This window comes from Escherichia sp. XD33, assembly GCF_019375075.1.
Taxonomy (GTDB): Bacteria; Pseudomonadota; Gammaproteobacteria; order Enterobacterales; family Enterobacteriaceae; genus Enterobacter; species Enterobacter flexneri_A.
The window spans coordinates 1-17,149 of sequence record NZ_JAENDM010000032.1 but is presented as its reverse complement, the minus strand read 5'-3'; the positions used below and the strand labels follow the sequence as shown (position 1 = coordinate 17,149).

26 protein-coding genes are annotated in these 17,149 nt (G+C 45.6%); all 26 read left to right on the top strand.

Annotated elements, in window-relative coordinates; genetic code table 11:
- Positions 1-87 precede the first annotated feature (87 nt).
- Positions 88-558, top strand: coding sequence for a hypothetical protein (locus tag K0778_RS17220; RefSeq protein ID WP_108679823.1), 471 nt, complete (start codon positions 88-90; stop codon positions 556-558).
- A 49-nt stretch (positions 559-607) separates the two neighbouring features.
- Complete coding sequence (locus K0778_RS17215) at positions 608-904, top strand: type II toxin-antitoxin system RelE/ParE family toxin (RefSeq protein WP_000581857.1); 297 nt, start codon at positions 608-610, stop codon at positions 902-904.
- Positions 905-1,146: 242 nt separating this feature from the next.
- Positions 1,147-2,094, top strand: a complete 948-nt coding sequence (locus tag K0778_RS17210; protein WP_164846946.1) for a flavin reductase — start codon at positions 1,147-1,149, stop codon at positions 2,092-2,094.
- Positions 2,095-2,501: 407 nt separating this feature from the next.
- Positions 2,502-2,879, top strand: coding sequence for a hypothetical protein (locus K0778_RS17205; protein WP_000853477.1), 378 nt, complete (start codon positions 2,502-2,504; stop codon positions 2,877-2,879).
- Between the two features lie 94 nt (positions 2,880-2,973).
- Positions 2,974-3,402: a hypothetical protein gene (locus K0778_RS17200; RefSeq protein ID WP_001133498.1), complete on the top strand. Its 429-nt coding sequence runs from the start codon at positions 2,974-2,976 to the stop codon at positions 3,400-3,402.
- A 64-nt stretch (positions 3,403-3,466) separates the two neighbouring features.
- Entirely contained in the window at positions 3,467-3,724 is a 258-nt protein-coding gene (locus K0778_RS17195) for a hypothetical protein (RefSeq protein WP_001290637.1), read from the top strand.
- Positions 3,725-3,879: 155 nt separating this feature from the next.
- Complete coding sequence (locus K0778_RS17190) at positions 3,880-4,488, top strand: hypothetical protein (protein WP_000833773.1); 609 nt, start codon at positions 3,880-3,882, stop codon at positions 4,486-4,488.
- A 168-nt stretch (positions 4,489-4,656) separates the two neighbouring features.
- The gene (locus tag K0778_RS17185) at positions 4,657-5,907 is read left to right on the top strand and encodes a site-specific DNA-methyltransferase (RefSeq protein ID WP_000104323.1); all 1,251 of its coding nucleotides are present in this window, start codon (positions 4,657-4,659) and stop codon (positions 5,905-5,907) included.
- A gap of 280 nt (positions 5,908-6,187) precedes the next feature.
- The gene (locus K0778_RS17180) at positions 6,188-6,334 is read left to right on the top strand and encodes a hypothetical protein (protein WP_001426334.1); all 147 of its coding nucleotides are present in this window, start codon (positions 6,188-6,190) and stop codon (positions 6,332-6,334) included.
- Positions 6,335-6,749: 415 nt separating this feature from the next.
- Positions 6,750-7,076 carry a hypothetical protein gene (locus tag K0778_RS17175; RefSeq protein WP_000556022.1) on the top strand — a complete coding sequence of 109 codons (327 nt, stop codon included), beginning with the start codon at positions 6,750-6,752 and terminating at the stop codon, positions 7,074-7,076.
- Positions 7,077-7,141: 65 nt separating this feature from the next.
- Complete coding sequence (locus K0778_RS17170; RefSeq protein WP_042634392.1) at positions 7,142-7,399, top strand: hypothetical protein; 258 nt, start codon at positions 7,142-7,144, stop codon at positions 7,397-7,399.
- A gap of 226 nt (positions 7,400-7,625) precedes the next feature.
- Positions 7,626-8,417: a hypothetical protein gene (locus K0778_RS17165; RefSeq protein ID WP_046788417.1), complete on the top strand. Its 792-nt coding sequence runs from the start codon at positions 7,626-7,628 to the stop codon at positions 8,415-8,417.
- A 51-nt stretch (positions 8,418-8,468) separates the two neighbouring features.
- The gene (locus K0778_RS17160; protein ID WP_000182314.1) at positions 8,469-8,918 is read left to right on the top strand and encodes a hypothetical protein; all 450 of its coding nucleotides are present in this window, start codon (positions 8,469-8,471) and stop codon (positions 8,916-8,918) included.
- Positions 8,919-9,090: 172 nt separating this feature from the next.
- Positions 9,091-11,475, top strand: a complete 2,385-nt coding sequence (locus K0778_RS17155; protein WP_000469466.1) for a phosphoadenosine phosphosulfate reductase family protein — start codon at positions 9,091-9,093, stop codon at positions 11,473-11,475.
- A 249-nt stretch (positions 11,476-11,724) separates the two neighbouring features.
- Complete coding sequence (locus tag K0778_RS17150; protein WP_001180999.1) at positions 11,725-11,964, top strand: hypothetical protein; 240 nt, start codon at positions 11,725-11,727, stop codon at positions 11,962-11,964.
- Between the two features lie 62 nt (positions 11,965-12,026).
- Positions 12,027-12,338 carry a hypothetical protein gene (locus K0778_RS17145; protein WP_000172889.1) on the top strand — a complete coding sequence of 104 codons (312 nt, stop codon included), beginning with the start codon at positions 12,027-12,029 and terminating at the stop codon, positions 12,336-12,338.
- Positions 12,335-12,523 carry a hypothetical protein gene (locus tag K0778_RS17140; protein ID WP_000159618.1) on the top strand — a complete coding sequence of 63 codons (189 nt, stop codon included), beginning with the start codon at positions 12,335-12,337 and terminating at the stop codon, positions 12,521-12,523. Before K0778_RS17145 ends, K0778_RS17140 begins: the two co-directional genes overlap by 4 nt.
- A gap of 60 nt (positions 12,524-12,583) precedes the next feature.
- Entirely contained in the window at positions 12,584-13,117 is a 534-nt protein-coding gene (locus K0778_RS17135) for an HNH endonuclease (RefSeq protein WP_000241454.1), read from the top strand.
- A 111-nt stretch (positions 13,118-13,228) separates the two neighbouring features.
- The gene (locus tag K0778_RS17130) at positions 13,229-13,840 is read left to right on the top strand and encodes a DUF6012 family protein (RefSeq protein ID WP_077248242.1); all 612 of its coding nucleotides are present in this window, start codon (positions 13,229-13,231) and stop codon (positions 13,838-13,840) included.
- Positions 13,841-14,067: 227 nt separating this feature from the next.
- A complete protein-coding gene (locus K0778_RS17125) occupies positions 14,068-14,295 on the top strand; it encodes a hypothetical protein (protein WP_000276410.1) in 228 nt (75 codons plus the stop codon).
- A 179-nt stretch (positions 14,296-14,474) separates the two neighbouring features.
- Positions 14,475-14,795: a hypothetical protein gene (locus tag K0778_RS17120; protein WP_001133831.1), complete on the top strand. Its 321-nt coding sequence runs from the start codon at positions 14,475-14,477 to the stop codon at positions 14,793-14,795.
- A 515-nt stretch (positions 14,796-15,310) separates the two neighbouring features.
- On the top strand, positions 15,311-15,622 hold the full coding sequence (locus tag K0778_RS17115) for a DUF957 domain-containing protein (RefSeq protein ID WP_001165367.1): 312 nt from the start codon (positions 15,311-15,313) through the stop codon (positions 15,620-15,622).
- Positions 15,623-15,626: 4 nt separating this feature from the next.
- Positions 15,627-16,118 (top strand): DUF3085 domain-containing protein, encoded by a 492-nt coding sequence (locus tag K0778_RS17110; protein ID WP_001424592.1) that lies wholly within the window; start codon positions 15,627-15,629, stop codon positions 16,116-16,118.
- Positions 16,119-16,670: 552 nt separating this feature from the next.
- Positions 16,671-16,874 (top strand): hypothetical protein, encoded by a 204-nt coding sequence (locus K0778_RS17105; RefSeq protein ID WP_000781545.1) that lies wholly within the window; start codon positions 16,671-16,673, stop codon positions 16,872-16,874.
- Between the two features lie 54 nt (positions 16,875-16,928).
- A complete protein-coding gene (locus K0778_RS27730; protein ID WP_255123643.1) occupies positions 16,929-17,057 on the top strand; it encodes a hypothetical protein in 129 nt (42 codons plus the stop codon).
- 28 nt (positions 17,058-17,085) lie between these two features.
- The coding region (locus K0778_RS17100; protein ID WP_001676991.1) for an IS1 family transposase at positions 17,086-17,149 on the top strand (64 nt) is incomplete at its 3' end.

Genomic DNA, 17,149 nt, shown 5'->3' with positions numbered 1-17,149 from the left:
GTTTTTTTAAAATATTTACTCTCAGGTTATTAGCCAGTAGATTCATTCTGTCATGATTACTCCAGAACTAACCGGAGGAATCACATTATGACCAAATATTATGATCGCAGTGGAATTGAAATCTCCAGCGCAAAAATCCGCTGTGTTGATTCTGTAAAAGGTACTGCGGAATATACTTTTCGTATTCTTTGCGATAAATGCAATGGTCGGGGAGAGCGTAAGCATTTTTATAGAAGTCGCTGTATGGCTTGTAAAGCCACGGGTTACAGCCTCGAAACGACCCGCACTGCTTACACGCTGAATGCGCTGTACCGCATTAATGCTCAAGCTGCCCGCAAAGTGTCAGCATCCTTGCAAAACGAGCGTTTGAGGACTGAAAACGCCCACAACTCTGCGTTCAATGCATGGTGCAGATCTCATCAAAAAATGGTTGATGCAATCACCCAGCAATCCAGCAGTAATAATTATCTGGAAAGCCTTAAGTCTTCTTTAACCCACCAGCGTCAGTTAAGTGATAAGCAGCTGGCAGTCGCCGCCCGCATTTTAGGGATTCATTAATTCAAAGCCCTTTTAATTTAATTTTAAGGTCAATTATTACGGAGGAACTATGATCCATTCATTTAAAGACAGACGGCTTGAAAAGTTCTTCCGTAATGGAAAAACAACGGCAGGTATTCCTTCTGAAATTATTAACGCGATTCTGTGTCGACTCGAAACGCTGGATAATGTCCAGAGTGAGCGGGAGTTATTATCCAACAGCTTGCGTTATGAACGCTTAAGAATGACGTCAAACCGTTATTCCTCCATTCGAGTAAACTCTAAGTATCGATTATTCTTTGAATGGAATGATGGCGCACATAATGTCCATTTGTCAGCACATGACTATAAATCGCTCATCCATTAAGGTTAAAAATGAAGCTATTTTCAATTTCATCCCGGGATACAAGCATGGACGCGATGTTTTATATCCAGGCCAGTACTAAACAATAGGCAAGTTACATATTTAGTACCCTTTCCCCGAAGCCTACTGCGAACTGCCAGCTTACAGATTTGCAGAATGAGACGGTCGTCCCTTCCATAAGCCCTATTTCGCTTTCACTTAACCCCTGGTCGATCAATTCCCAGTCCCGAACCCGGGAATTGAGTATGGCCACGCATGGTCTTAACCTGATCTGTGCAGTCACGGATGAGCATACCCGTCAGATAGTAGACTTTTGCGATAACCTTGGACAGCAGCTTAAGGATCCGGACGACAAAAGCGCCTGGGTTAAGCTCATTAATTCTGAATGCGCATTGCTTAATTCTCCGCGTTTATATCCCGTTCTGCTGGAGCCGGAGACACCGGCACAATTTGAAATCTTTGTGCCAGCTCCGGAAGATGGCGATCACGACACGGTTATAGCCAGCGTTGTTGAAGAATGTTTCGGAGATGAATGCCGGTACAGAGCAACGGACAAAGCTTTTGCAATGTCGGAAAAGCCAATCATCAGGCTGGAAGCACATTTCAATGACAAACGGGAAAAGGTTTTAGAACTGACCTTTTCCAGTTTCAACCTTTCACTTTCTGCGTCCGTGTATGAACACCAGCTACGTCAGATTTTATTACTTTGCGAAGATTTTGGCGTAAGGCTTCAGGGTAGAGCCGGGGCATCCTGCCACATCAATATGCGCAGCGCTTACCGTCGTCTTGCACATGTCGGCACCGGCTCTCGCCCAGGTGATGGGAGTGATGTGCGGGGCTATACCTCATCTAAAGAGCAAAAAGATGTTAAGGGGCTGCTCGATAAGTCAACCAGGGGAAGTGAGCTTGTACCGGCGAGGCACGGGCAGCAGTTTAACGGTGTCTTAGTGAATGCCACACCCGCACCGGCCACGACGGGTTTTATATACCTGTCGCATGATTTTCCGGAAGGCCAGTTTATGATGACAGCCGAGGTGTTGCATGTTGGAATAACACCGGGCGGGATCTACTACATTGAAACACTGGACGGATACCGGTTTATCGTTACAGCGTTTGAAAAGGGATTAATGAACGGTTTAAGGGAGTTTTTGGCTGTAAATGAGGACTACTTTAAGTATTACCGCTGGTCTTAGCGTCTGACCTGAAACCGGTAGGCCAGGGAAGGCAACCGGGAAAATGCAATTTAACCTGATCCTCTCCCTACCACTACCTTTACCCACGTATAATAGCCCGACCAAATTATAATGCCCGATCACCGCATTGGCTGAAACCACACATATTCTTCTTAGGCCTCGCCTGATGAACTTCGACCACAAGACAAAGGAACGTAACTAATAAATAAAATTTATGAGCTGCACAAAAGTTACTTTTCCATAATGGCGCTTCACTTACATTGTGGTTTCATAATCATTGTTGGTATTTAAAAAGGATGTGTTCAATCTTAAATAAAAGGCGGTGTTTTTTTTCTGAAAATTTGCTGGGAGGTTATTAGCTGGGGGTTGGGTAACAGTATAATAAGTACAGATGAAAAGGAGGTTTTATGAAAACGTTAGACGTGATTTCAACTCAACTCAACTTTAATAATCTGCTGAATCAGGCAGGATATAATCTTTCAGAAATTGTTGTTAAACGCTACAGCGCTGCACCCGCCTTTAACGAAGGGCACTGGTTGTTCATTGCAGAGCAGGATAATCGCTACATTGAAGTGGTCAGTCTTCTTTCAAAGGCATCAGAAAGCGGAGAGCAGCATGTCGATATCTTTATCAATATGTTCGAAGATCCGATTGATGACATTATCTCCCGAAACATTGAACCCAAAACATTTGCGACACTTTATAAATACATTGAACGTATACCTTTTACACCGGACGTAAAAAAAGAATTCTTGAGCAGTATTGAGACTATTAATTTTAGTTAACTAAAAATTACAGATTTTCTTTCACCAAGTTATTAGGTAATGATATCGACCTGGTATCATTACCGTATCATGAATATGGACGGGGACGGGTAAAATGCCTAATAATACTGAAGTCATTAGCTGCGACTTATTTTCAATTCTTTCCTCACTTAATTTTAGTGTTGAGGATATTACAGGGCTAACTCCGGCCAAATTCAGAAAGGGGGCTTTCTTGCATGCAAAAATATCTGCAAGCCAGGCCACGCGAGCAGCTGATATTTCCCTTCAATTACTCACGGATCGTGTTTCAGGTGAAATGAACTACGTAATAGTAATTGGCAGGCACGAAGGGCTCCTGCAAAGCGAAGCAATTGACCCAAACGCTGATAAGCAGTACCGGGAAAACCGTCATTCTCGCCATTTTATCCCAGTAACCGATGCCAATACCAAAGCCCTGAAAAAAACCTGCAAGGTAATGAAAACATATATCAAAGAGCAGGCATTTAAGCCTAACACCTGGGGGCACAATTTCATTAAGGGTTGATTTATTCTTGCCCCGGTGAACCGGGGCAACGCTAAATTAACCTCAACCTGAGCTGGAGGCACAAATGTCTGAAAAACACTTTATCGTAAAGATCCAGAACCGTAACGGCGACCATGAGAAAAGCTATGTTCGTATACTCGTCAGCGATTGTGAGAAAAATGCTTGCCAGACGGCACTGATTTCCGAGTGTGCTGGCGAGGTTGAACAGCTGAGTTTTGAAGACGGTGGGGTTTATGACTACAACGGCGAAAATCACTACAGTGTCAGGAGCTGCGTGGAGGTTGCCCCTGAAGATGTTGCAACTTTGCAACGCTACCTTTAACACCTGCGGCATTAAAAAAAATATCGGGTGTCTGTTACAGGATGCCGCTGTTTTAAACGATGCCTCAAAGATCGCTATCGCTCCTGATGCCTTCATTAAGAGCGGGTTTGTGGTAGGTTCAGCGTAACAAAACTACTGGAATTTTGGTTGCCTCGATGAAGAGCTGCTTTTCTGATTTACCCGTTAAAGACGGCAAGTCCGGAACTTGGAAACTGGACACTTTCGAAATTACCACAGATAAGGCGCTGACCCTCGCCCTTCGTGCCGAGTGTACTGGTAATACAGATGAGTTTATCCCGCCCGGTAGATATCGCCGCTTGTCCAACGGCTGGGATGTGGTGATGTCCAATACCCCGATGGAGATCCGAACCTGCCAGGATTTTATAGAGCGAGCCACCGGGCGGGTGCTCATTAATGGTCTTGGTCTTGGTATGGTGCTCCACGCCATTCTTCAGAAAGACGATGTAACCCATGTCACGGTAATCGAAAAAGAACAGGATGTTATTAACCTCGTTGCAGCCTCGTTTGCAACCGATCTTCGCGTTGAAATTATTAATGCTGATGCAATGGAGTATTGTCCACCAGCTGGCGTTACGTACAACGCTTGCTGGCATGACATATGGACAGACTTCGCAACAGCTAATCTCGCACAGATGGATAAGCTGGAAAGTAAGTACCGGGACATCTGTGACTGGCAGGGATCGTGGGGCAGGGAGGAGTGTGAGCAAAAGCTCATTGAGTTCCAGAATCTTGAGGCTGATTAATCCAACTTGCGAAGGTGTCTCCGCTAAAGGAGCCCGGCTCGCTCTGTGCAAGCCCAGCTGTGCTGCATGATTTGGCAAAGTCTTCAACAAACCAGATCGGTCTGATTTAGTAATCTCACTTCCAACCATCAGGCCGATATAATAACTGTATCCCCATTAGGATGGCTGATGAGTACGATTAATACGGACTTAATTGCGCATATCTACGCTGCCTCCGAATCGCCGTTGACCAACGACGAGCTTTATCGCGAAGTGCAGCGTAAAACTGGCATGTCGGATGCCGAATTGCACGAACTGAAAGAATTTGGGTCAGATAAAACCAGAACCAGCGGCGTCAAACATAAGGTTCGCTGGTTTCAGCAGACTCTCCGTCAGGCCGGGGTCATCGAACGCGTTCCAGAAAAACGGGGCGTCTGGAGATACGCCTCTAAGACGAAAACAAACCTGCATGAGTCATGGGAAAAGCTCTGTGTTGTCGGTTTCTCAACTTCTCTTGGGGCATCGGTTTTTGGAAACGCCTATGCCTTCTTCAGCAATATCACCGAGCAAATTCATCTTTGCCTGACCTCGCCACCTTACCTCCTTCGAAATTCAAGAGACTACGGGCACGGAGGGGGGCGTGGCGAGCAGGCTTATATTGACTGGCTTCTGCGTATCCTCGAACCGATCGTGAAACAGCTTGTACCGGGCGCAAGTGTGGCATTGAATATCACTCAAGATAGCTTTAATAGGGGTAGGCCTTCACGTTCTCTGTATCTGGAGCGTCTGACACTGGCATTATGTGACAAGCTGGGGCTTGAGCTCATGGACAGGCTTCAGTGGGTGAATCGCAGTAAGCCCCCATCGCCAACGCACTGGGCATGTAAGCAACGGGTGCAGCTCTGCTCATCGTATGAGCCTGTGCTGTGGTTTACCAATGATGCGAGTAAGGTTCGTTCAAACAACTTACGTGTACTACAACCGCATTCAGACCAGCATCTAAAATTGCAGGCAGCAGGCGGTGAAAATCGCACGACCTTTTATGGTGATGGGGCGTACCAGCTTAAAAGCGGTTCCTTTGGAAATAAAACAGAAGGAACGATCCCCAAGAATACTTTGTTTTACGGCAATAGCTGCGCTGATACGAGATTTTGCCATTCCATTGCCCGCGAGCTCGGTTTTCCGCTGCACGGTGCAACGTCTCCTACCAGGCTTGCAGCGTTTCTGATTGAGTTTTTGACAGAGCCGGGAGATCTTGTTGTAGATCCCTTCGCTGGCTTGCATAAAGTCCCCATCGCAGCCGAGCGACTTGGCAGACGTTGGCTGGCGACGGACAAAATCATGGAGTGGCTGGCGATTTCCCGAAACCTTTTTACGGCCGCACCGGGATATAAGAGTAACCCCATGCTGGATGAGCTCGCCGAACTGTATCGGACTTAATGCAAGTTAACGGTTTTGATAAAGTGGTTTGAAGCGACAAACGGTTTATTCATTTAGCAGTGGTTCCACCAGAGAATGGCAATATTAACGGCTTAGCATATACCGCTGAGATAATCAGGTAGTCATTCATTTCCGGTTGTCTGTATTAACGAGTGTATTCATTATTCACTTGTTTCTACGATATAGACCCAACAAAAACAAATTGATGGTTGTGATACAGATGTTGTTGGATTAACTAATTTGGTAATTTAGACGGTTTCTAAATTAAAGGTGGACAGATATGAAGTCAGATTCAGAAATGGCTTCTCCTATCGAGTTGCACATTGGCGATCATGTCCAGCGGCATGGTGCTTTATCTGAGGTCATGCATATTGTTGAATCCAAATGCGATATTCCCGGCGGCATCCGGGTAGCAGCATGCATTTGACGGGTTATCGGTAACGTTCCGGGCAATATTCCTCGTGGTTGGCTGGAAACACCGAAGCGTATGGCTGAGCGAGGCGTTAAGTGGGCGACGAGTCTGCCCGGAGGGCTTTACTTTAACATGCAGGGGAACGCACATGCGAAAGTAAGCCGGGTTATTCGTAATGTGACTAACTGAAACTTTTTTCTGAATTGCGGTGTAAAAGTTACTTTTCACCGCGTCGTTTTCCATCACTACTAATTCAGAGTTTTTCTGAAATAAGCAGAGTTAAAGCTAACGATTTATTCAGGCCATTTTATTCTAATCATTATCCTACACTTCAAAAATATGCAATATTTTTTCTTCTGACCTATTAGCCAGAATTCTCGATTCGGTATCATTTACTTACGGTAATTCTTTTAAAAACGAGGTAAATGGCATGCATTCTCAGGATCCTATCACGAAATTAACCCAGACGTTGCAACGCGACGATGGTTCTCAGGTTCGTATTGTAGCGCAGCGGGGATATGGAAGCGGGCTTACAGCCTCGCTTGATGTGTACGTTCTCCGTCGTGATTCCTCTGAAAGCAACTGGTCACTGTGCGGAAAAGATCCTCACCCCGAGTGGAGAAAGATGTCAGTAGATGAGTATCAGAAATTTGGACGCTCAGAAATGCTGCGCTATGCCACACCAGGTGAAATTCTCAGGGTGGCATCCGCTATTGGCCAGCCAATGAGCTTCCTCGATGGCAACCCTGCGTTTTAGCCTGAACCCTGGCGACGCCTTTTAAACCGGCGTCATTCTTTTTACGAGCAACAGACGGAGAAAAAATGAATCTGAACGAACGAAGCACGAGCGCAGCGACGCCAGATTTGAGCCGACTTTATCTCATTTCCGGGCGCATTATGTTTGATGATGATGATCAGGCCTACCCGGTCGAAGCCGATTCCCCTGGTGATGCAGAGGAGGCTTTTCGGCATCATATTGCCGACAGTGCCGACGACTTAGAAAAGGTGATTATAGTTTCCTCTACAAGTTTCGCTTCAGCTCACAGCAGTCGCGTAATTTGTCGGCCTGCCGTGAAGTAATTTCAGCTTCCAATGATATTTCCCTCTTTATAAAAGCCGCCGTCTGGCGGTTTTTATTTGCAAAAATGAATATTAATCCTGAACAATATTAATTTAAGATGAGGTGGTGTTCATATTCTTCTTAATATTTTTTCTAAAAAAACGACTTCAGGTTATTAGTTGGTAGTAGTGTGTTTGTTATGATCTTCTCATCAAATACATTAATTAAATAATCAAGGAGTCAACTGTGGCAGATAATTATACTCTGGCGTCGTTTATTATTCCCTGCACTCAGGAGCAGGCTAAAATGGCACAAGAAGCAATCACATTCGTTACCGAAGCAGAAATTGCAGAAGGTGAGCGTTTGATTGATAAGCCACTGGCAGATTGTTCTCTGACTGAGAAGCTGATTCTCAGTATTATTGAGAACCACCCTGAGTATGACCCTTCAGAGCCGAGCTTTGGGCAACCATCCTGCCCAGACTGTAATTATGAACTGTCGTTCGCAACAGAAGTTAACAGCAGTGGGCTGTCAGTTTTTCATGGAGAGACTATTGATCTTGACCATGCAATTTGCCTCACAACTGCCGTGCTGTCGGTATTCGACCTCCCGGAAATGGTAACAATTACTGCTGCATTTACATGCAGTAAAAGCCGGACAGATGAATTTGGGGGTATGACTATTCTGGTCACAAAGGATACCCACTATTACCAGGATGGCTGTCAGTTTTCTCGTCTCATGAATGAGGCTCACAAAGCCGGTATCCAGTATGCTCTGTGTAAAGTGACGCATTACCACGGTGAGAGCAGCTATGTGGCAAGCTATGTCCTGAGCTGCGACGTAGCGGATTCAGCCCAGGAGGTCGTTAACAGACGACTGAAGGCATGTGCCGGAAAAGAGCCAGAAGACGGAATCTATATTCTGAGTGAAGAAGACAACACCAGTCTTTCGGTCGAACTCGTTACAGAACTGTCTCCGCTCGATTACGACAAGCTGAGCAAGCTTCTTCCTTCCCTTGACACCCTTTGCGGCGCATAAGCCTGCCTGATAACCGTAGCCACCGGTTCCCCCGGTGGCCTGGAGCCTGCCATGACCAATAAATTCATAGTATCTACCGTTGTTTGCATCAATGACTTTGCAAGTGATGTTCCGCAAAGTGTTTCCTTACGGATAGATACAATGCTTGAACAGCGTATCCGCAAATTGGCGACATACGTGAAAAAAAACGATCTTCAGTTAACTGAGTTTTACTTCTATGACGCTAACTGGTCATTTTGTGGTGAAGATGAAATTCAAGAAATAACAGACCAGGATGAATATAAGCATAGCGATAGCACAAGGCAGGAAGCGATGCTGCGGGAAGTAATGCCATCAGCACGTACGGAATGCCCGGTTATTAGGGTGATGAAAGATTCATTTCAGCTTTCTGCTCTACCACGCCATTGTGGTGATGACATGACTCTTAACACTCCTTCAATTCCGCTGTCTGAGTTGAAAACAAATGTCACGGCTTTTATTACACCACCAACCTATATCTAATAGCTGTGCTGGGAGATTAAATTACAATGGGTTTTTATTTTAAATCTATTTAAGAATTAAATTTGCGTGATTTTGATTTAATATAATTTCGCTAAATGGTTGCGCTGTAGTTATTTTAAAGTTCTAATAAAAATATCAGTGATGCAGCATATGCCGTGGTTCAGGAAAATATATGTTTATTGAAAAAAGTGACTCATTCCTTGAATTACCCTCAGAAGTTATTTTTCCTGAGGCGGCTAATGCTGCCATTTTGAAACATGATAAATGGGCTGATGTTTGGGAGACCCTGACAACCGATGCCGATCTGAACTATACCGATGAAAAGGAGACTGTGAGTCTTTCTTCTCTGGTCACGTCAGCCACATCTGCTATTTATCAGGCTATTACGGACGGATGGACGATGTGCGTGGGATACAGTGGCGGTAAAGACTCCCATTCTCTTCTTCACCTATTTCTGATGGCATTGATCAGGGCAGTACGTAACGGCACAAATATCAGCGAACATCATTTCATTCAGATGTCCGATACGCTGATCGAAAACCCTGAGATGCACTATCAGGCTTCACAGGTTCTCAACCAGCTTAGAATGTTCATTGCTGAACACCAGCTACCGGTCACAGTCCTTGTCGCCCAACCGTCTCTTACGCAGAGCTGGGTAGGCCGCATTCTGACTGGACGTGGACTTCCGACCTGGACTAATTCTTCAACCCGTCAGTGCTCAACCGACTACAAAATCGCCCCCCTGCGCAAGGCCAAAGCTCGTTATCTAAAAAACGCCCCGGCATCCGTACGAAGCAGGGTATGCCTGATGCTGGGCTCCAGGGATGATGAAAGTGCCCGAAGGGCCGGAAATATCCTCAAAATGGGAGGGCAGGCGAGGAAAGTAACCCTGACTGAGCACGGTGGTGAACTCTATCCAGTAAAGGAGTGGCGCACTCAGGACATCTGGTCTTTTCTAATGGCCTGTGGTTCCGAATCCCGCTTCCCTTTACCAAGCTTTATGCCGGATAACTTCAGCCTGGCAACGCTTTATAAAGACGCCACCGGAGAGTGTATCTGGTCGCCGGAGAAACCCACGCGAACCTCAGCTTGTGGGGCTAGATATGGGTGCTCGCTTTGCACAGCCGTAGGGGTTGACCATTCAATGGAAACGCTCCTTCGCACTGACCCTGAGAAATATGGTTATCAGGCAGGCCTAAGTCGTCTTCAGCGATTTCTTTCTAAGATCCAGTACGACTGGAGCCTGCGGGATTATATCGGTCGTAAAGTGTTCGAAGGCGGGTATGTGCGTCTTCAACCCAATATCTTTTCTTCGTCCCTGACTGAACGTCTTTTTCATGTCTGTTGCAGCCTTGATTATGTTGAAGCCAGACGTGCGGCAAAGCATCGCAGAAAGCTACTTTCCGGCGAGGTGGACGATACGGCTTATAACCGTCGTATGGCTGAGCCACAATTTCGGCTTGTACATGAAGCAAACGTGATCCACGTTGATTTCCTCTGGTCGTTGCACTGTTTCAACCCTCGCCCGTTTCGGGCAATTGAGATCTATCGCAGAGTCTGGGAAGAGGCCGATCTGGACCTTCTTGAGGATGAGCCTGACATGCTGCCTGTGGCCCGTACACCAATGCCAGCTCCACTCTGGATGAAACTGCCCGGAGGCCGGTTCGGTACAGCTTATGATGGACTGACTGATACGTTGCCGCTGATGACCTATTTTGACGGGCAGGCTGACCCCAGGGCTTCACGTAGCCTAAAGACCGGAGAGAGCAGTTCTGTCGTCGTGGCATTCGAGGAAGAGGATGAGCTGACTGTTGAAGAAGATACGGCGTCCTGGATTATCTGGCATGAATACGACGGGTTACGCCAGAGCATCGCTGACGGTGAGTTTACTCCAACGACTGCTGCTCAGTATCTTCTTCGTTATGGCGCGGTCCGAATTTCAAAAGGGAAGGGCGCTGTCTATCATCGTCTCGCACAACGGGGACAAACCTTTTCCCGCCTGGGGATAGGCGAAAGAGTGTCGCTTCCAGAGCTGGTTGCCAGTCGGCGTTTTAAAATACTCAGCGATACTGCATACCGTCAGGTTGTAGCCCGGAAATTGCGTGGACAGATAAAAAAGTTCAGATTCTGGGCATGCGTAGCTGCCTGTGTACAGTTGCACGTACACAACAAGACGGCACTCGGAGAAAGAATCTTAACGTTACTCGAAGGTGAGAGGGAACAGCAACAAGGTGCGATCCAGGCGAAGCTGAAGGCGGGAATGATGGATGCAGTTCTAACTCTGTGTAACCAGCGACTCCGGGTGAAAGAAAATACTAACCAGCCAGAGGAGTTCCGCTATTACCGTGCCGTAAGAGCTCGTTTCATGCGCCATTTATCTGAATGCCTTAAGCCAGAAAATGGCGGCGTTATCCGTGACGTTATCTGGGAACTGAGGGTGCTGAGCAGTGCTCACGGTACGACCAAAACAGGTTTTTACTATGTCGATAGCAATCGCCCGACAGCGAAAGGACTGTTAAACCGCCTTCTGATGAGGATGGTCAGGCAGGTCGTATAAGCGTCTGAAACGCGAAACACACGAAAATGAAGGGGTTATACAAAAAAAACTTAGCTTTGATCGTGATGTAATGTGGACATCATGTCCAAGCGTTGCTGCATCCAGAAAAGTAACTTTAATCCTGTTGATACAGCCTTTGCATTACCTGTTTACGCATAGCCTGGAAACGTTCTAATTAAACCAGACAAATATAAATTTAAATTAATTCACTCACCCCCGGAATCGGGGAACTAAACAAAAGGATCATCAATGCAAAATCAAAATACCCCCGCTCAGGAAAAACACACCGTATACCTTTTTAATGCTGAACATGCTGACAAGACAGCCGCCAAGCAAGCCGGGAAACTCTTCACGCTGGACATTGAACACCCAATGACCCTCAACGATCTCTCGCTGCTGTGTGAGTCGGTCGCGGACGCTGTGGGAGCACCTGGCGGTATTAAATATGAAATCACAACAGAGCCTAATGGGGTTCAGGAGGAATACTGAATCAGTGTGGTGTGAGTCCATTTTAATTTGAGGTTTCATGAGTTCTATCGAGAGGCTGAAGTATGACTTTGAAAATGGGAAGTCCCCGGACTTCCAAGCCTGAGGGGCCATTTGTATTAATCACTTTTGAGGGGGACGAATTTCTTTTTGATGACAGACATAATGTCGTCAAGATAAATGGCAGGCCTAAAAAAATGGATGTAAAGCGAAATTATTTTGAGTCCGATCTGGGAGAAGGGAAAGCGAAATACTGGACTTTAAATATCGAAGAGGCTCATCGGTTCAATTCGATTGATGAAGCGACAGAACAACTTTGTAAACTGAATCGCCCTCATCTGATCAAAATTCGCAAAGTTGAGGGGGTATCTGAATGACCAAAGAGATGTTTTTACGCATTTTAAATGAGGCACAGGCTCGTGTGGATAACGATTCGCTTCCGCTTGATGTTCGTATCCGGTCACGCACCACGGTAAATGATTGCGTCATCCGGGCAGATAAAGAGGGGTGGCCTATTGAGTATAAACAGAAGGTCTGGGTAGAGGCAGTCAGTGGCTGTTAACTTCAGCGGTTACTTAAGCCAGCTCCTGTGCCCGTGAGATTAGTAAAGGCGGAAAATGATATGGTCAAGGTGATAAATATCAACGGGAATTTAGTTGAGTTACCTGAGCCCTCAGCAAAGTTATCCAAAGCGGAATCACCTGATGGTAGGTTCTCAAAACCTAAAAATAAGATCTCTAAAATACAGCGAGCTGAGCTGCGAATGAAATTTGGGGGGCGTTGTGCCTATTGTGGTTGCAAGCTTCCTGAAAAAGGGTGGCATGCCGATCATGTTGAGCCTGTTCGACGCGACTTTGAACTGGTGAGAGCCCCGGTCGGCAGCGGCGTAACTCATGTTGCCCGAAGTACGGGTAAGGTTATGCACCCTGAACTGCATGCAATAGAAAACTTATTTCCATCATGCGCTCCCTGCAACCTTTTTAAAGGAGCTTTTAGTGTTGAAGGAATGAGAAATGAAATTACCAAACAGGTTGAACGGGCTCGCGCATATAGCGTGAATTTCCGTACCGCAGAACGTTTTGGTTTGCTTCATATTGTAGTAAAACCGGTCGTCTTCTGGTTTGAGCAGTATAACGAACAGAAACAAAACGAATAATTTCTCAGAGACATAAAACAAGTCAATCAACAGTGGTTAACCAATTAAAAAAGTCTATTAACTATTTTGATGCTGCTGAGGATCTGCCAGTTATATCCATAAAAGGAGAAAATGATGTATCTGCATCTTGTGCCACGTATTCTTCACCATATGAAAAACAAGTGTACTCTCATGTCCGTGTCTGTCCCTGAATTGTCACTTGAGCTTAAAGCTGATTCGCTGGTGGCAATGAAACCCTATCCCAACAAGACCTACCACGTTGGCATGCTGAAGGGGCGACGAGCATTAAATGGCTTTCTGGTAAAGAGCCCACGAACTTTAGCTGAGTTCACAATGATAACGCTCTGGGAAATAGACGGCTTTGGGGAAATTAGTCATACCGTAAAAACGCTCGTTCAGGACAACGACTATGACCTGGTCTCCCACGATGTCCTTTTGGCACATGCATACCATCAGACGGAGGAGGGATTGGGGTACCGTGTTCATCCATCCTATGACAGTTTAGCCCCTGTCGATTTTGAGCCAACAATGCAATCCCGGTACATAAAGGAATCCGACCTTTCTCACGACGTATGGGAAACCTATTCATGGGGGGAATTTCTGCGTTCGCGTGAAGAGACATTTCTGGCGATGACCATTTCTTCTTCTCGTTTAAACCACCCTGCATTTATCAGAGGAAACCGGCTTCCTCAAACTGACCAGGCCATCATTATTAGTTCCTAACTCTGCCTGGAATAAAAGTCAGACGACGGGTCAGATTTCTAGCATCTAATTAAATGAATGCCCGGTAAGCCGGGCTTTGTCTATTCAGCAATCAGCTTCTAAAATATAGTTGCTAACCGAAATTCACTCCTCCAGCTTGTTAGCTAAAGTGCTTACTTATGTATAATAATTTACGTCTGGTTATAAATTTTTTTGAATCATTTAACACAACGTCTTAAGGATACATAATGTATAAGTTCACTCCCGTCCAAATTATTGCTGATTATATACTGAGGTTTCTTAAAAATAATGCGGATGCCAAGCTTTACGAGGCAATGCAGCGGCTTGAAACAAAAATCGGTCAGTTTATCGCTGATGGGGTTGATGAACATCAACTACGCTCTTCATTAAGCAAAGCCAGTCGATCTCGTTCCAGGGCGACTCTTATACAGGAGTGTGAGAAACTTATTTCGTAAAAAGAGCATCATCCGGGAAAGTTACTTTAACGATAAATGGCTCCCTTCTTATCGGTTTAAGTTGACGGCCATCCCTACTAAAGCCATCATAAAGCTTGATTAGCATTCGAGTGTAGCACAACTGATTTTCATAGAGTCTTTATCCATTCTCCAGTTCTCTAACTGTATAGGTTCTATTCATGCCCAATAGCTTCGATAAGCCGCAGACGCGCCCAGCACATAACTCTGATGCCGAACCCTTTTTTCCCAAAAACCTTGGTTCGTTTATAGAGCAGGTGTCCGGAAGAGATCTGGCAATGCTCACAGAATCCGAAAAAGAACAGCTTGCGCACCTAATCAAAATTGGACGGAGATATGGAGTTTCTGTAGCTATCGTTCCCGATACAGACTCTGCTGAGCTTCATGAATTACTGTCTAATGCCGGTTCCATTGAAAGGCAGTTTTCCATCTATGAACGCATCCAGACGAAGATTGCGTTCACACGGTGTCAGGAAGCATAAACAAAGTGAGAAATACAACTACGTGGTATGACGTTGTACATGTTGAAATCATTACAGGCGAGCGAGACGGCAGGATATGGGTGCTGAAGCTCTCCTGTGGCCATACAGTATTTCGTCGAATACCTCCTCTTCGTCTTCATAGCCTCACCGCTTTTTCTCTGCGGGAGCCCCCAGAAAAATGTCGGTGCTCCCTTTGTAATTCGAATCCAAAATAAAACCTTTTTAAGGCCCCAAACTGAATATCACTGGATAAATCAACCTCTACAGCGTTCAATCATAAACGCTAAATTTATATTTCATTCATTCTATTTTAAAAGCGATATAAAAGACGGAATCCGATTTAGTCTGTTTGATGCTTAAATCATCTTTAGTGCCCTTTATCTTTTACACAGCGACTTTAACATTAACCTGAGCAGAAAAGTTGTTTTCAAACAAAGTGCGAAAACTTTCTGCTCAGGTTATTAGCCGGGTAAGCCACTTTGTTATATTTGTTTCACATTAACAGAGGAGGCGATATGCAAATTGAAAAGGTGATGTCATTACTTGAAGTGCTTTCAAGCTGGCTTGAAGATAACATCAATATGGATTCTGAAATTATCTTTGATAATGACGAAGATAATACCAACTCAGAAATTCTGTATCCTGCTGTAGAAAAGGCTAATGCCGTTTTGCGCAAAATGGCATCTTTATCTTCAGATTCTGTTCATGCAATTCGACAGCGCTTGCAGCTTGCCGTAGAAGGCAAAGCTGAATTGTCCCTCAAGGATGTGGGAGAGCTTCTGCTGGCAACAAAGTATCTGATGTTGTCCACTGAAGAGGGAGAGTAAGCCTGTGACCACTCTCGTATTTGAAATGGCGGATATTAATAAACTGATCGAAGAAATTCGCACCGCAAAAACGTTTTCGGTCACCGCAGATCAGATCTATGACCCGGCATGCTATCCGGGGGGAGCCCTCCTTAACGCTGAGGGACAGACTGAAGAAGAGGCGCGTAAAGCTGGTAGGGTTTTCTTTCCCTCATCCTCAAAAATTGCCAGCACACATCTGGTGCCAAAAGTGCTTCTCGCGCACAGTCATGGTGTATACCTGATCACTAATGCTGAGCTTGAGGGCTCTCCCGCATCCCGCGATACTGTGGCTTACGCCCAGGGGATGAATCCAAAACTGGATGAGGACTGGGATTACGCTTGTGATGCCGCTTTGGGTGGGTCTGATTGTAGCTATACCATTCCCGTTGAGTGGCTGGAGTTAGCGGTAGAGCAGGGTTTTCAGGAGTTTCGACTTCGAATGAGTGAAACCAAGATCAAACTTGTCACTAAATAGTATGTCCTTGCTGTTGCCAGTCAAACATTGTCCGCCAGTCGAGCTGCTGGCGGATTGTTTTATATAAGGAGGGGAAGGTATGTCAGGTTTAAGCAGTTCCGCCCAGAAGCTTACAATGGCACAGATTTACGTGTTACGACGGATGGCATCCGGCACGGTCTATGATATCTCTGGCAATTTCAGACGGGCCAGAGAACGGCGTACGTTTATGGGGAATCCTGATGATGTGACGTGCAGGAGCTCTCCGGTCCTGTTCCGGCTCGGCCTCGTGGAGTTATGCCAGCCAGCAAGCCATCTGGAGCCAGGTTTATACTATCGGCTCAAGTTGAGCTCCTCAGGGCATGAGGCTCTCAAGGCGAACGCACACCTCTAACATTTGAGATAGTTCGTTCGCAGCCAGGAAAGTAACTTTCACCTCAAGTGTGACCCTTACTACCTCATTTATGAGTAAACCCCCCCTCTGATATGTCGAAAATGCTCATTTATACGAAAATAGTTTCTCTTCAGGTGTGATGTAATTACTGAGAATTCTCCCTGAATGGAAGGCAACCGATGAAAATGTTTTTTACCCCTTATGTTCGTATCGTTTTCTATTTTTGCGCATTGATTTTTATTGTTTACAGTTTCAGTGATTTTTTCCAGGGCGTCCCTGACAGCACCTTCTTCAGTGCGGTCATCATGCTACTTGTTATCGGAACCATTGTTGCCCGGCATCTGGATCGCAAAAAATCTCTCAAAAATACTTCACAGATTTAAGTTTCAACTCAGGCCACTCTCGGGTGGCTTTTATAATTTAATAAGGACCGGTTCATGCATAACCACGAAATTCAGACCATTGCTATATTTAGTGCCCAGTATAAAAACATCGAAGATGCTGAAAATGCAGGTGCTTTATATTCTGTAGATATTGAAGGTGATGCTGCCAACTTACTGATTTAGTGTATGATGGTGTTTTTGAGGTGCTCCAGTGGCTTCTGTTTCTATCAGCTGTCCCTCCTGTTCAGCTACTGACGGGGTGGTGCGTAACGGCA

Coding starts and splice junctions, on each gene's coding strand:
- K0778_RS17220 (WP_108679823.1), top strand. CDS start 88: ATGACCAAATATTATGATCGCAGTGGAATTGAAATCTCCAGCGCAAAA.
- K0778_RS17215 (WP_000581857.1), top strand. CDS start 608: ATGATCCATTCATTTAAAGACAGACGGCTTGAAAAGTTCTTCCGTAAT.
- K0778_RS17210 (WP_164846946.1), top strand. CDS start 1,147: ATGGCCACGCATGGTCTTAACCTGATCTGTGCAGTCACGGATGAGCAT.
- K0778_RS17205 (WP_000853477.1), top strand. CDS start 2,502: ATGAAAACGTTAGACGTGATTTCAACTCAACTCAACTTTAATAATCTG.
- K0778_RS17200 (WP_001133498.1), top strand. CDS start 2,974: ATGCCTAATAATACTGAAGTCATTAGCTGCGACTTATTTTCAATTCTT.
- K0778_RS17195 (WP_001290637.1), top strand. CDS start 3,467: ATGTCTGAAAAACACTTTATCGTAAAGATCCAGAACCGTAACGGCGAC.
- K0778_RS17190 (WP_000833773.1), top strand. CDS start 3,880: ATGAAGAGCTGCTTTTCTGATTTACCCGTTAAAGACGGCAAGTCCGGA.
- K0778_RS17185 (WP_000104323.1), top strand. CDS start 4,657: ATGAGTACGATTAATACGGACTTAATTGCGCATATCTACGCTGCCTCC.
- K0778_RS17180 (WP_001426334.1), top strand. CDS start 6,188: ATGAAGTCAGATTCAGAAATGGCTTCTCCTATCGAGTTGCACATTGGC.
- K0778_RS17175 (WP_000556022.1), top strand. CDS start 6,750: ATGCATTCTCAGGATCCTATCACGAAATTAACCCAGACGTTGCAACGC.
- K0778_RS17170 (WP_042634392.1), top strand. CDS start 7,142: ATGAATCTGAACGAACGAAGCACGAGCGCAGCGACGCCAGATTTGAGC.
- K0778_RS17160 (WP_000182314.1), top strand. CDS start 8,469: ATGACCAATAAATTCATAGTATCTACCGTTGTTTGCATCAATGACTTT.
- K0778_RS17155 (WP_000469466.1), top strand. CDS start 9,091: ATGTTTATTGAAAAAAGTGACTCATTCCTTGAATTACCCTCAGAAGTT.
- K0778_RS17150 (WP_001180999.1), top strand. CDS start 11,725: ATGCAAAATCAAAATACCCCCGCTCAGGAAAAACACACCGTATACCTT.
- K0778_RS17145 (WP_000172889.1), top strand. CDS start 12,027: ATGACTTTGAAAATGGGAAGTCCCCGGACTTCCAAGCCTGAGGGGCCA.
- K0778_RS17140 (WP_000159618.1), top strand. CDS start 12,335: ATGACCAAAGAGATGTTTTTACGCATTTTAAATGAGGCACAGGCTCGT.
- K0778_RS17135 (WP_000241454.1), top strand. CDS start 12,584: ATGGTCAAGGTGATAAATATCAACGGGAATTTAGTTGAGTTACCTGAG.
- K0778_RS17130 (WP_077248242.1), top strand. CDS start 13,229: ATGATGTATCTGCATCTTGTGCCACGTATTCTTCACCATATGAAAAAC.
- K0778_RS17125 (WP_000276410.1), top strand. CDS start 14,068: ATGTATAAGTTCACTCCCGTCCAAATTATTGCTGATTATATACTGAGG.
- K0778_RS17120 (WP_001133831.1), top strand. CDS start 14,475: ATGCCCAATAGCTTCGATAAGCCGCAGACGCGCCCAGCACATAACTCT.
- K0778_RS17115 (WP_001165367.1), top strand. CDS start 15,311: ATGCAAATTGAAAAGGTGATGTCATTACTTGAAGTGCTTTCAAGCTGG.
- K0778_RS17105 (WP_000781545.1), top strand. CDS start 16,671: ATGAAAATGTTTTTTACCCCTTATGTTCGTATCGTTTTCTATTTTTGC.
- K0778_RS27730 (WP_255123643.1), top strand. CDS start 16,929: ATGCATAACCACGAAATTCAGACCATTGCTATATTTAGTGCCCAGTAT.